Origin of the sequence: Paraburkholderia sp. BCC1886 (assembly GCF_900996245.1) — a bacterium.
Taxonomy (GTDB): domain Bacteria; phylum Pseudomonadota; class Gammaproteobacteria; order Burkholderiales; family Burkholderiaceae; genus Paraburkholderia.
The window spans coordinates 233,750-247,148 of sequence record NZ_CAAJGK010000041.1 but is presented as its reverse complement, the minus strand read 5'-3'; the positions used below and the strand labels follow the sequence as shown (position 1 = coordinate 247,148).

The 13,399-nt window shown below is 67.9% G+C and carries 10 protein-coding genes and 1 riboswitch; of the genes, 5 read left to right on the top strand and 5 right to left on the bottom strand.

Annotation, left to right across the window (positions count from 1 at the left end):
* Positions 1–3 precede the first annotated feature (3 nt).
* Genes FQ746_RS10915 through cbiE form a run of 3 tightly spaced genes read right to left on the bottom strand, consistent with a single transcriptional unit; the run spans position 4 to position 3,079 of the window.
* Positions 4–753, bottom strand: a complete 750-nt coding sequence (locus FQ746_RS10915; RefSeq protein WP_144109311.1) for a cobalt-precorrin-6A reductase — start codon at positions 751–753, stop codon at positions 4–6.
* Complete coding sequence (locus FQ746_RS10910; protein ID WP_144109309.1) at positions 750–1,838, bottom strand: cobalt-precorrin-5B (C(1))-methyltransferase; 1,089 nt, start codon at positions 1,836–1,838, stop codon at positions 750–752. Before FQ746_RS10910 ends, FQ746_RS10915 begins: the two co-directional genes overlap by 4 nt.
* Positions 1,838–3,079, bottom strand: coding sequence for a precorrin-6y C5,15-methyltransferase (decarboxylating) subunit CbiE (cbiE, locus tag FQ746_RS10905; RefSeq protein WP_144109307.1), 1,242 nt, complete (start codon positions 3,077–3,079; stop codon positions 1,838–1,840). The genes FQ746_RS10910 and cbiE overlap by 1 nt, the downstream gene beginning before the upstream one ends.
* An 84-nt stretch (positions 3,080–3,163) precedes the next feature.
* Positions 3,164–3,343: riboswitch (cobalamin riboswitch) on the top strand.
* 81 nt (positions 3,344–3,424) lie between these two features.
* Here cbiE and cobG point away from each other — a divergent pair.
* Genes cobG through cobJ form a run of 4 tightly spaced genes read left to right on the top strand, consistent with a single transcriptional unit; the run spans position 3,425 to position 8,109 of the window.
* Complete coding sequence (gene cobG / locus FQ746_RS10900) at positions 3,425–4,957, top strand: precorrin-3B synthase (RefSeq protein ID WP_144109305.1); 1,533 nt, start codon at positions 3,425–3,427, stop codon at positions 4,955–4,957.
* Entirely contained in the window at positions 4,950–5,576 is a 627-nt protein-coding gene (locus tag FQ746_RS10895) for a precorrin-8X methylmutase (RefSeq protein ID WP_144109303.1), read from the top strand. The genes cobG and FQ746_RS10895 overlap by 8 nt, the downstream gene beginning before the upstream one ends.
* A complete protein-coding gene (locus FQ746_RS10890; protein WP_260853977.1) occupies positions 5,576–6,352 on the top strand; it encodes a precorrin-2 C(20)-methyltransferase in 777 nt (258 codons plus the stop codon). Before FQ746_RS10895 ends, FQ746_RS10890 begins: the two co-directional genes overlap by 1 nt.
* Positions 6,349–8,109, top strand: a complete 1,761-nt coding sequence (gene cobJ / locus FQ746_RS10885) for a precorrin-3B C(17)-methyltransferase (protein ID WP_144109301.1) — start codon at positions 6,349–6,351, stop codon at positions 8,107–8,109. The genes FQ746_RS10890 and cobJ overlap by 4 nt, the downstream gene beginning before the upstream one ends.
* On the opposite strand, the gene FQ746_RS10880 is transcribed toward cobJ, so the two are convergent.
* Together FQ746_RS10880 and FQ746_RS10875 are read right to left on the bottom strand one after the other, a co-directional pair.
* The gene (locus tag FQ746_RS10880; protein ID WP_144109299.1) at positions 8,106–10,730 is read right to left on the bottom strand and encodes an AAA family ATPase; all 2,625 of its coding nucleotides are present in this window, start codon (positions 10,728–10,730) and stop codon (positions 8,106–8,108) included. The two genes, cobJ and FQ746_RS10880, sit on opposite strands and share 4 nt — an antisense overlap.
* The gene (locus FQ746_RS10875; RefSeq protein ID WP_144109297.1) at positions 10,727–11,869 is read right to left on the bottom strand and encodes an exonuclease SbcCD subunit D; all 1,143 of its coding nucleotides are present in this window, start codon (positions 11,867–11,869) and stop codon (positions 10,727–10,729) included. Before FQ746_RS10875 ends, FQ746_RS10880 begins: the two co-directional genes overlap by 4 nt.
* A gap of 202 nt (positions 11,870–12,071) precedes the next feature.
* Between FQ746_RS10875 and FQ746_RS10870 the strand changes: the two genes are divergently transcribed.
* A complete protein-coding gene (locus FQ746_RS10870) occupies positions 12,072–13,352 on the top strand; it encodes a DUF445 domain-containing protein (protein WP_144109295.1) in 1,281 nt (426 codons plus the stop codon).
* Positions 13,353–13,399: the final 47 nt, after the last annotated feature.

Below are 13,399 nucleotides of genomic sequence, written 5' to 3'. Positions count from 1 at the left end.
GCTTTACTCCGTGATGGATTGAGACGAAGCGGACGACCACGCGTCGAGCAGCGCCGCGACATCGTCGAATTCCCGCTCGACTGGCGGCAACATGGGACGCCTAAGCATCAGCACCGGCAAGCCGCGTTCGCGCGCGACGTCGAGTTTCGCCTGCGTCGCGCCGCCGCCGCTGTTCTTGCTGATGACGACGTCGAACGCTGCGTCGGCGAACAGCGCACGCTCGCTTTCCAGAGAAAACGGCCCACGTGTGGCCAGAATCCGCGCGCGCGGCCGGCCTTCGTGCGCGTCGAGACAGCGCACGGTCCAGAACTGATGCACGGGAATCTCGTCCAGATGCGCGAGCGGTTCGCGCCCGAGCGTGAACAACGGCCGCTCGAATGGCGCGAGCGCGGCGACGAGTTCGGCCCAGTCGCCGACCATTCGCCAGTCGTCGTCGTGCTGCGGCTGCCAGCCGGGCCGCCGCAGCGCCCAGCATGGAACCTGCGCGACCCCGCACGCCGCGACGGCATTCGCGCTGATTTGCGCGGCATACGGATGCGTTGCGTCGATCACGAGACCGATGCGCTGCTCCGCGAGATAACGCGCCAAACCCGCGCTGCCGCCGAAACCGCCTACCCGTACCGCACACGCGAGATCGTCGGGCACCTTGCCGAGGCCGGCGAGACTGTACACGTCGGCGGGACCGAGCCGTCTCGCGATCCGCAACGCCTCGCCGGTGCCGCCCAGCAACAGAACCCGCCAGGCCGCCGTCATCGCGCGGCTCCGATCAGATTGCCCTGCCGGTCGATCGCGAACATCTCGACCTCGACCGAAGGCGGCACGATCCCGCGCGCCACCGCCAACGCGTGCCGGCAGACGATATCGCCGAGCGGCACGTGCTGCGCGCGCGCCAGCGCGACTGCCTGCTGACTCGTGTTGGCTGCGCGGATCGCCGCCTGCAACGCGTCGTCCGCGCCTTCGAGCGCAGCCCATTGCGCGAGCCGTTCAAGATCGATGCTCGAGTGGCGGCTGTGCAGATCGAGATGCCCGTCGGCCAGCTTGCTGAGCTTGCCGAAGCCGCCGCAGATGCTCAGACGCGCGACCGGCGCGCGCTTCATATGCTTGAGCACCGCGCCGACGAAGTCGCCCATTTCGATCAGCGCGATGTCCGGCAACGCGTAGTGCGCGCGCATCGTGTCCTCGCTGGCGTTGCCGGTGCACGCGGCGAGATGCGTGTAGCCGTTGGCGCGCGCCACGTCGATGCCCTGATGAATCGACGCGATATAGGCCGAGCACGAGAACGGCCGCACGATGCCGGTCGTGCCGAGAATCGACAACCCGCCGACGATGCCCAGCCGCGGGTTCATGGTCTTCAGCGCGAGCGCCTCGCCGCCTTCGACGCCGATCGTCACTTCGAAGCCGCCTGCATAGCCGTGTTCGGCGGCGAGGTCGGTGAGGTGGTGGGTCATCATCTGGCGCGGCACCGGATTGATGGCCGGCTCGCCGACCGGCAGCGTGAGGCCAGCGCGCGTCACCGTGCCGACGCCAGGGCCCGCGCGGAACACCACGCCCGATTGCGCAGACAAACGCACCCGCGCGAACACGATCGCGCCGTGAGTCACATCGGGATCGTCGCCGGCGTCCTTGACGGTACCGGCCTCCGCGCCTTCTGCGATCAGCCGGCAGAACACCAGCGGCATCGGCACGCGCTGTCCTTTCGGCAGCACGATTTCCGCAACGTCGCTGACCGCGCCCGTCAGCAGCAGACGCGCCGCCGCCAGCGAAGTCGCGGTCGCGCAACTGCCGGTGGTGTAGCCGCTACGCAGCGGCGCGGGCTGTTCGGGAGTCTCGTCGCGCATCAGGCGGGAACGTCGTGCGGATCAACGGCGGGCTTGGTCACTTCCAGCAAGGTGATGGGCAAGGCCTGGCGCCAGGTATCGAAGGCGCCCAACGGCTGCGCATCGGCGAGCGCGATGCGCGTGAGCGTGCCGCCGTATTGCGCGCGCCACGCAACCAGTGCCGCCTCGCCCTGCAGCGTGACCGCGTTGGCGACCAGCCGGCCGCCATCGCGCAGACCTGCCCAGCACGCATGCAGGACGCCCGGCACGGTCGCCCCGCCGCCGACGAAGACGGCATCCGGCTTCGGCAACCCGGCCAGCGCCTCGGGCGCGCGTCCCGCGACGAGTTGCAGACCGGGCACGCCCAACGCATCGCGATTGTGTTCGATGAACGCTTGCCGTTCGGCATTCGCTTCGATCGCAATGGCACGACACGCTGGATGCGCGCGCATCCATTCGATGCCGATCGAACCGCTGCCCGCCCCGACGTCCCACAGCAATTCGCCGGGCGCGGGCGCAAGCCGCGCGAGCGTGACGGCCCGCACATCGCGCTTGGTCAACTGGCCGTCGTGGCGAAACGCGTCGTCGGGCAAGCCGCAGGTCAGCGGCAATCGCGGCGTCGAACCGCTGGCCCGGCATTCCAGTGCAATCAGATTCAAGGCGGCGACTTCGCGCGTGGACCACGCGTGCGCGAGCGCGTCGATACGGCGCTCCGACTCGCCGCCCAGATGTTCCAGCACGATCATCCGGCTCGCGCCGAAACCCTGCGCGGCGAGCCAGGCGGCGAGCGCTGCGGGCGTGCGGCCGTCGGCGCTCAGCACGAACACCCGGGCGCCGTCGTGCAGATAGGCGCTGATCGACGGCAACGGCCGGCCGACCAGCGACACCGTCGCCACGTCCTGCAACGGCCAGCCCAGCCGTGCGGCGGCCAGCGACAGCGACGACGGCGCCGGCAACACGCGCAACTCGTCGGCCGGCAGATGCCGCGCGAGCGTCGCGCCGACGCCGAACAGCATCGGGTCGCCGCTCGCCAGCACGCAGACAGGCTGCGTGCGCCCGGCCGTGCGCTCGGCCAGCAGCGGTGCGAGATCGAAAGGCCGCGGCCACGCCGCGCGCCGTGCGCCGATGCGCGCCGGCAACATCGCCAGATGACGCTCGCCGCCATACACCACCGACGCCTGCAGCAACGCGCGCCGCGCGGGCCTGCCCAAACCGGCGAAACCATCGTCGCCTATGCCCACCACGGTCAGCCACGCCGGCATGCAACCATCCTCATCCTGTATCTTCAAAACATGCGCTGTGCCACGCCGGTAAAAGCGTCCAGCCTCGTTGTGCTATCCGAAAAAAGGCATAATACAGCCGCCGGTGCCCTTCGGGGCCGAAGAGGGAACACAGTGCCACTGTGGCTGCCCCCGCAACTGTATGCAGCGAGTCCGCCTGCGCTCCGCGCCACTGGTTTGACCGGGAAGGCCGCGACGGACGATGACCTGCCAGCCAGGAGACCTGCCGGCGAGACTGTTCGTGCCAGCCTACATCGGGCGGGGTGTACCGATGCCGCAGTCAGACCCCTCGCGGTCTGCTCGGGCCGCCGCGCGACGCTCAACCCGGTGTCCGTCTTGACTCAAGTTTTGCCCTCCCTGGTTTTATCCGACGCGGCGTTTGCTCCGCGGCCTTCGGCGTGTCCGGGGCTGCTGCGCATCGTGGCCGCGCGGGACGGCGGGATCTGCCGGATCCGGTTGCCAGGCGGGGTGTTGAGCGCGGAGCAGGCGGACGCGATTGCCCGCGCCAGTGCGGAACATGCCGCTGGCGTGATCGAGTTGACGAATCGCGCGAATCTGCAGGTGCGGGGTGTGCGGCGCGAGCGCGAAGCGGTGTTGATAGAGGCGTTGATGGCGGTGGGTTTGGGGCCCGAGGCGGTTGGCTTGCAAGCACAGGCCGGTGTGGACCAGGCAACGCAGGCATCGCAGCAGGCCACACAGGCGGCTCAGGCTGCTCAGGCTGCCCAAGCCGCCGACGATATCCGCAACGTCATGCTGAGTCCGGCGGCGGGACGCGATCCGGGTGCGCTCATCGACACCCGTCCGCTATGCGCCGGCTTGCTCGCGCTATTGCAACGGGAAGCGCGCTTCGCGGCGTTGTCGCCGAAGTTCGCATTGCTGGTCGATGGCGGCGAGTGGCTGGCGCAGGTCGATCATCCGCATGACGTCTGGTTTGCGGCGGCGAAATACGGCGACGAGGTCCGCTTCGTGTTCGGGCTTGCGGGATGTCCCGGCAGCACCGGCAGCACCGGCAGCACGTATGGCTCTGGCGCACTCGCCGCCGTTCTGCCCTCGCAAGTCGTCCCGCTCGCGCGCGCTTTGCTGCTCACGTTCATCGAGCTTGCCGACGCCGATGCCACACGCATGCGTCATCTGCTGGCGGCGCATGACATCGACATGGTGTTAAGCCACGCGCAACGCCACCTCGATTTCCCGCTGTCCCGCGATACGTCTCTGCTGAACTGGCAACGCGCAACGCCCGCCGACGCCACGCGCCGGTTCGGCGCTCACCCGCAGCGCGTTCCCCACACCTGGCAGATCGGCGGCCAGCCGCCGCTCGGACGTCTCGATGCCGCGAGCCTGCACGGACTTGCCACGCTCGCCCGTCAGCATGGCGACGGCACGCTGCACATGACGCCGTGGCAAAGCGTGCTGCTGCCCGACATTGCCGGGCCGGCTGTTTCCAACGTGCTGAACGGACTCGAAGTACTCAGCCTCGCCTGCGATCCGACGCAGCCGCTGGCTCGGCTGATCGCGTGCACCGGTTCCAGCGGCTGCGCAAAAGGCCGCGCCGACACCAAGACCGACGCGCTGCAACTGGCCGCTCGCCTGCCCGCCGGTGTGGTCGTCCACTTAAGCGGCTGCGAGCGCTCGTGCGCCGCCGCGCACCCCGCACCGTTCACGCTGCTGGCCGTCGAGCCCGGCTACTACGACCTGTACCGCAACATTAGCGTCGGCAAAGACACGCCCGACGACGCCACCCACGACACCCGACCCGACGCCGCCCTGCCCCTCTTCGGCCTGCGCGTCGCGTCCCGACTGACCATCGAACAGGCGGCCGGGCTTCTCGAACGCCTGGCCCGGAGCCCTCTGGATGCTTGATTACATTCGCGACGGTCAGGAGATCTATCGCCAATCCTTCGCGACGATTCGCGCCGAAGCCGACCTCTCCCGCATTCCCGCCGACCTCGAAAAACTCGCGGTGCGCGTGATCCACGCGTGCGGGATGGTCGATATCGTCGACGACCTGCTGTTCTCCGAGCACGCCGGCAGCGCCGGACGCGCGGCGCTTGCGCAAGGCGCGCCGATTCTGTGCGACGCCAACATGGTCGCGCACGGCATCACGCGCGCCCGGCTACCCGCTCGCAACGACGTGCTCTGCACGCTCACGCATGCCGATGTGCCGGCGCTTGCGCGCAAACTCGGCAACACCCGCTCGGCGGCCGCGCTCGAATTGTGGCGCCCGCATCTGGCCGGTAGTGTCGTCGTGATCGGCAATGCGCCGACCGCGCTGTTTCATCTGCTCGACATGCTCGATGCCGGCGCGCCCGCGCCCGCGTTGATCCTCGGCTTTCCGGTCGGCTTCATCGGCGCGGCGGAGTCGAAGGCGCTGCTTGCGCAACATGCGCGCGGCGTGCCTTACGTGGCCGTGCGCGGCCGGCGCGGCGGTAGCGCCATGGCGGCGGCCGCCGTCAATGCGCTCGCCACGGAGATCGAGTAATGGCCGACGCGATGAATAACCCCATCACGAAAACCGCGACAGAAACAAAGCGGCGCGGTCGCCTGTTCGGCCTGGGCGTCGGTCCCGGCGACCCGGAACTCATCACGCTGAAGGCGCTGCGTTTGCTGAAATCAGCACCCGTGGTCGGCTATTTCGTGGCGAAGGGCAAAAAGGGCAACGCGTTCAGCATTATCGAAGCGCATCTCGACGACGCGCAACAGCACCTGCCGCTGGTGTATCCGGTCACCACCGAAGCGCTCGAACCGCCGCTGTCGTACGAAGCGATCATCGCCGACTTCTACGATACGGCCGCGGAAATCGTCGCCGCGCATCTGGACGCCGGGCGCGACGTGGCGGTGATCTGCGAAGGCGATCCGTTCTTCTACGGCTCGTACATGTATCTGCATGACCGGCTCGCCGCGCGCTACGAAAGCGAAGTGGTGCCCGGCGTGTGCTCGATGCTAGGCGGCGCGGCGGTGCTGGGCTCGCCGCTGGTGTATCGGAACCAGAGTTTGTCGGTGCTGTCCGGCGTGTTGCCGGAGCACGAATTGCGCCGGCGTCTGGCCGACGCGGACGCCGCCGTGATCATGAAACTCGGCCGCAACTTCGACAAGGTGCGGCGCGTGCTCGGCGAACTCGGACTCGCGCAGCGCGCGCTCTATGTCGAACGCGCGACGATGGGCAATCAGCGGATCGTGCCGCTCGCCGACGTCGATGCGATGGCCTCGCCCTACTTCTCGCTGCTGGTCGTGCCGGGGGAAAAATGGCAAGGATGAAGCCCCCCGCCATCGTGATTCTCGGCGCCGGTGCATTGGCGACGGCGCGGCGCATCCAGCGCGCTTTCGAAGGCGCGCAGGTGCATGCGCTGCAAGGACGCGTCGATGCGGATGTGGCCTACACCGAACTCGGCGCACATCTGCGTGACCTGTATGCGCGCGGCACGCCGATCGTCGCGTTGTGCGCGGCGGGCATCGTGATCCGCTGCATTGCGACGATGCTGGCCGACAAGGGCGCGGAGCCGCCGGTGCTGGCCGTGGCGGAAGACGGCAGCGCGGTCGTGCCGCTGCTCGGCGGGCTGGCCGGCGTGAACGTGATGGCGCGCGAGATCGCGGCCACGCTAGCGGTGGCGCCCGCGATCACGACCAGCGGCGAACTGCGCTTCGGCACTTGCGTGCTGAATCCGCCCGAGGGCTATGCGCTCGCCGATATCGGGCAAGGCAAACGCTTCGTGTCCGATCTGCTCGCCGGTGAAAGCACGCGCATAGAAGGCGACGCACCGTGGCTCGACGATGCCGCGCTACCACGCAGCGCATCGGCGCGGCTCGCGATTCGCGTGACGCCGCGCGCATGGGATGGGCATGAGGATGAACTGGTGATTCATCCTCGCAGCGTCGTCGTGGCGGTAGCCGGCTCTCATACGTGCGCTGACGGTGACGAACTGTCGACCCGCGTGCTGAAAGCGCTGGATGCACACGGGCTCGCAGCGCTGTCGCTGGCGGCGTTGCTCGCGCCGACCGGCCGGATGACCGACCCGGCACTCGCCGGCGCGGCGGCCCGCTTGAATGTCCCTTTGCGCTTCGCTGCGCAAACCGTCGATCACGAGGCGAATGCGCCCGACCTGCTGCATGCCGCGCTGCGCGTGCCCTACGAAACGCTGCAAAATCACGCCGACGACGCATTAGAACTCGCACTTGCGCTCGCGCCGCTCGCCATCGACCCGGCGACCATCGGCCAGGCGCGCGGCCGTCTCACGGTAATCGGCCTCGGCCCGGGCCATCGCGATCTGCTGGCGCCCGCTGCGCGCCGCGCGCTCGACGAAGCCACCGACCTGCTCGGCTACACGACCTACGTGGAAATGGCCGGCCCGTTGCGCGCCGACCAGCGCGTCCACGGCACCGACAATCGCGAGGAAATGCAGCGCGCGCGACATGCATTCGAACTGGCGAGCACGGGCCGTTCGGTGGTGATGGTGTCGTCCGGCGACCCCGGCGTGTTCGCAATGGCCGCCGCCGTGCTCGAAGCGCTGGAACACGCGGCGAACCCGGCCTGGGACGCCGTCGACCTGTCGATCGTGCCGGGCATCTCCGCCGCGATGGCGACCGCCGCGCTCGCCGGTGCACCGTTGGGTCACGACTTCTGCATGCTGTCGCTGTCCGACAACCTGAAGCCGTGGTCGATCATCGAAACACGCTTGCGGCACGCAGCCGAAGCAGATCTGGCGATGGCCTTCTACAACCCGATTTCCCGCGCGCGGCCGTGGCAGCTCGACAAGGCGCTGGACATCGTGCGGCAGTTCCGTTCGCCCGCGACCACGGTCGTACTCGGACGCGACGTCGGCCGCCCGGGCGGCACGCTGCGCTCGCTGACGCTCGGCGAGTTGAACTCTTCCGATGTCGATATGCGCACGATGGTGATCATCGGTTCGTCGACCACCCGGCGTTTCGCGCGCTCCGGCGCTTCGGGCGATGCACACGACGCGCATGCTGCAGACGGCGCGGCATGGGTCTACACGCCGCGCTCGTACCCGGCTTAGGCCGGCACCTTCAGATCGTCGATCGCGCGCTGACGCACGCCGAGGTCGTCCCACAGTTCCGGATGACAGGTGAACACCAGAATCTGATGCCGCGTCGCCGCGTCGATCAACGCGCGCTTGATGGCGTCGCGCCGGGCCGCGTCGGTATGCACGGCGGCATCGTCGAGCATCAGTAAAGTCGGCCGGCCCGAGGCCTTCAACAGGTCCGCATACGCGAGCCGCGTCAGGATGCCGAGCTGTTCGCGGGTGCCGAAGCTCAGCGCGTCGAGTGTATCGGCGCGGCCGTAACGATCCAGTGTCGCGGGGCTCAAATCGTCGCCGAGCGCAAGGCTCGACTGCGGAAAAATCCGCTTCAGATAATGGCCGAGACGCTCGGTGAGCGGCGCGCGCAATTGCGCGACCGCCGCGTCGCGCTCGTCGACCAGCACTTCGTCCAGCAGACTCAGCGCGCTGGCCCGCAAGCCGAGTTCGTCCTTACGCCGGGTGGCCTGCTCCACGCCCGCTTGCGCGGCCGCGAGGCGCTCGCCCAGTCCCGATGCGCCGACGGTTTCCAGCTGGCTGCGTAGCTGCGCGATGCGCACCTGCCGTTCATGCTGCTCGGCGCGCGCCAGGTCCGCCGACGCACGGTAGCGTTTCGTTTCCGCCGCCGGATCGTCGAGCCGCGCCGCTTCCAGTTCGCGCGCGCGGCCTTCGCGCTGCTGGCGCAGTGCATCGACCTGCACGCGCTGTTCGACGATCCGGCCTTGCCACTGCGCGCGCTGACGCCGGAACGCGTCGTCGCTCAACTGCGCTTCCTTGCGTTGCACCTGCGCGGCGAGCGACCCGGTGGTGGCCGTCGCGCTCGAGCGTTTTTCTGCCGCGAGAGCCAAGGTCTTGCGGGCGGCGTCGAGCGCATCGCGCGCGATGTCGGCGTTGCGGCGCGCTTCGTCGAGCGGCGGTGCGGCGGACACGTCCGGCAGCAGCGCCAGCCGTTCCTGCGAGGCCTGCCCGCGTGCCGTCGCCGTCGCCGATGCGGCGCGCAAGGCCTCGATGCCTTTGGGCGCATGCACGTCGAGAATCTTCGCTTGGCTTTTCTGTTGATCGCGCAACGTCTTCCATTGCTCGTGACGCGCGTCGGCGACCGCCAGCGAACTCACGCCCAGCGCCTGGAGTAACTGCCCGTGACGGGCTTCGAGCGACGCCAGTTCGGAGAGCCGCGCCGGCAGATCGGAGACACCCGGTATCACGCGCAATTCGCCTAGCGCACCGAGGCCGATGCGCTTTTCCTCGTCGAGACGCAGCACGCCGCTACCGCTCACCTGCGTTTCGCCAACCGTGATCGGACCGGTCAAGCTGTATTCGATGCGCGTCATCGCCGCTTCGGTGCGCGCGCGCAATATGGTCAGTTCGCCGTCGAGCGCGGCCAGATGCTTCAGTTTCGCTTCGTCCATTTCGAGCGCCGCGGCCGCGCGCGCGGCTTCCAGCACCGCGTCGTTCGCCTGGGCCGCCGCCGCGATGGCCGCGTCGAGGCGTTCGCTTTCCGCGCGATACAAACCGATCTGGCTGCGCAGATCGGCGGCCGTGACCGCCGCATTCGCCAGGTCCAGCGCCCGGCTTGCGGCCGCCAACGCCTGCTCGAACTGCGCGACGCTCGCCTCGGCCTGCGCATGCTCGTTCTCGGCAGCACTGACATTGGCCCGCGCCGCATCGAGTTGCTGACGCTCGCGCGCCACGGCCGCTTCCAGTTCGCTCGCGCCCTGTTCCTGTTGCAGCGACAACGCCAGTTCGGCTTCGCTCACCTGTAGCGATTGCGCGAGCGTCCGCACGCTGCGCTCGAGTTCGGCTGCCGCGTCCGCACGCTGCTGGGCCGCGAGCGCCTTCTGCTCGTGCTGTTCCCATGGCCGCTTGCGCTGCGTGTCGTCGAACGCTTCCTGCTGCGCGGCGAGCCGCGCGATGTTGTCCTCGAACTGCTGGCGCTGCTGTTCCAGTTGATCGCGCTCGATCAGCAGCGCGGCGAGATTCTGCTCGGCCTCGGCCAGCGGTCCGGTGGATTTCTGCGTACGCGCGGTCAGCAGTTGCCGCAATTCGCGCTGCACGGCGGCGATCAGCGCGTCTTCGCCGGCCGATTCGCTGCTGCCCGACAGTTGCGACAGCGCATCGCGCAGATACTGCGCCGCGTGGCCGGTCGAATCGCGCACCTCGTGAGTGCCGCCCTGTTGCACCCACAACAATCCCGGTACGCCGGCGTGCTCGGCCTTCAAGGGTCCGCGCGCGGCACGCGCGAAACCGAGCAGCGCCGCAAGCCTGTCTTCGGCTTCGTCCTCGCCGTAGACGGACTGACCGATCCGCAACTCGCAGCGCTGCCGCGTGACGAACTGTTTGGAAAGCCGGCAAGGCGTGCCGTCCAGATCGAAACTCACCTCCACCGACGGCTGTCCGCTCGCCTTGCCCCAGGGCAACAGATCCTTCAGATGCGAGGCCTTGTAGCGCTCCAGAAACACCGAGCGGATGGCTTCGGCAATCGTGCTCTTACCGGCTTCGTTTGGCCCCGTGAACAGATTCAACCCCGGTTGCAGATCGTCGACGAACAGACGGCCGCCGAACTGCTTGAACTCCTGAATCGCGATACTTTCCAGCTTCATGCGGTCCTCGCTTCGCGCGGCAACTCACGTTGAAAACGCGCCAGCAGCAACAAGGCTTCGGCTGCGCGGCGAATCTGTTGCGGGTCGGACTGCGGGGCTTCCTGCAGGCCGCGCAATCGCGCGACCACTTTCGCGAGATAACCGCCGTGCGCGCCGAGTTCGGCCAGATCGGCCTCGGTCGGCAGCACCTGCAAACCGCTCAGATCGACCCGCAGCGCGCGCACGCGTGCGCGGGTTTCTTCCACCGCGACGTGGATCGCCTCGGCGTCGGCGAGCGTGGCCGTGCCGGTGACCGTTACGCGCAACACGTCGTTCGTGCCCAGTGCGGACAGACGCGCCTTCAGCGCATCCACGTCGGTGGAGACCGCGATCGTCGTATCCCAGCGCTGCCAGCGGTATTGCCCGACGCGCACCGCTTCGACCAGCGGCGTCGCGCCCGGCTCGCTCAACGTCACGTCGAGCATGAAGCCCGGATCGTTGGCGCGAAAGCGGTCCTGTTCATGCGTGCCGGCATACCAGGTGCGCTCGTCCACGCGCAGATGACCGTGCCAGTCGCCGAGCGCCAGATAGTCGAGCCGCGCGCTCGCGGCGCGGGTCGGCGCAATCGGGTTCGACGAGTCGATGCCTTCCTGCAGGATGCCGCCGACGCTGCCATGCGCGAGCCCCACGCGGTGATAGTCGGGAGGACTTTCCGCGCTGTCGAAGAACGCGGTGGTGTCGTCGTAGGTGATGCGTTGCGTGAGCGGCGCGCAGAGCAGCGCGCAACGGCATGCGTCGAGCAGCACCACGCCGGGTTCGAGCACAATCCGTACGTTCGGCGCAATGCAGTTCAGGCGCTGCGCGCGAGTCCACACGCTTTCGACCAGCGCCGCGTCGTGATTTCCCGGCAGCATGATCCATGCGCCGCTGAAACCCTGCAGCGCGCCGAACAGACGGCGGATGACCGTGTCGGAGACAGTCTGCAGGTCGAACACGTCGCCGGCCACGAGTACCGCGTCGACCTGCCGCGCGGTGGCTTCGGCGGCGATGCGGCGTACGGTTTCGATGCGCGCCTGCGCGAGGTGCACGGCTTCTTCCGGTTCGAACTGGCCGAATTGCGTGCCGATCTGCCAGTCCGCGGTGTGCAGAAACCTGATCACTGTGTGTTCCCTTGTCGTTGTGGCGGGCCATGGCGATGTACGCTGCGGCTGCCCGGTCCAGCCACGGATGTTACCGTGCCCTGCCGCGTCGCTGCAAAGCCGGTGGCGCTACACTCGCGGTTCCCTGCATGCGTTGCCTGACTGCGTTGCCATACTGCGTTGCTCCGCTTTAGCCGAAGAACCGGACACCACCACGCCGCCGATGAACAAAGAGACCGAACTCAAGAAAGCCAAGCTCGTTCCGCTGCTGCTTCTGGCCGCCGCCGCCGCGTTATTCATCGCCACCGCGTTTTTGCCGCACGGCGTGTGGGTCGACGGCATCAAGGCCGTCGCCGAAGCGGCGATGGTCGGTGCACTGGCCGACTGGTTCGCGGTCGTCGCGCTGTTTCGCCGGGTGCCGATTCCGTTCGTGGCCGCGCATACCGCCGTCATCCCGAACAACAAGCACAAGATCGCCGACAATCTCGCGGTGTTCGTCCAGGACAAGTTTCTCGACGTGCCCTCGCTAGTCGGTCTGATCCAGAAACACGACCCGGCGCAGACCATCGCCGGCTGGCTCACGCAGCCCGCCAATGCGGCCCGTCTCGGCGATTACGTCGTCAAGCTCACCGCCGGCATCCTCGAGCTCGCGGACGACGTGCGCATTCAGAGCTTTATCAAGGAAGCGCTGCGCGACGTGCTCGACAAGGTCGACCTCTCGCACTCGATGGGCTCGATTCTCGACACGCTCACCAAGGACGGCCGGCATCAGGACCTGCTCGACGCCGGGATCGAACAGGTCGTGAGCTTTTTGCGCCAGCCGGCGGCGCGCGAGTTCATCGCCGAACGGATCGTCGAGTGGGTCAAAGGCGAATATCCGAAGATGGAAAAGATCCTGCCCTCGGCCTGGCTCGGCGAGAAAGGCGCCGACGCGATCGCCAATGCCGCGAACCGGATGCTCGAACAGATCGCCGCGAATCCGACCCACGAGTTGCGCGAGCGCTTCGACGAGGCCGCGCAGAAACTCATCGTCAAACTGAAGACCGATCCCGCGTTCGCCGAAAAAGGCGAAGAGCTGAAGCGCTACCTCGTGGAAGGCGACGCGCTCGGCAACTACGTGAAAGACATGTGGGGCGATCTGCGCGCGTGGCTCAAACGCGATCTGCTCAGTCCCGACTCCGCGCTGCACGCGCGCGCGATGGCGATGGGCCAATGGGTCGGCCGCGAACTGGCAAACGATCCGGCGTTGCGGCAGTCGCTGAACGACCACCTCGAAGACGCCGCACGCGCGATGGCGCCGGATTTCGCGGCGTTCCTCACGCGTCATATCAGCGATACCGTGAAGAACTGGGATGCGCGCGATATGTCGCATCAGGTCGAACTGAACATCGGCCGGGATCTGCAGACTATCCGCATCAACGGGACGCTGGTCGGCGGGTTCATCGGCTTCCTGCTGTACGGCTTGTCGCTGCTGTTCGAATGGCTGCGCCTGCACATGGGCTAACGCTTCTGCTGCGCGCGATTCAAAGCGCCTACAATCCGGGCACGTGG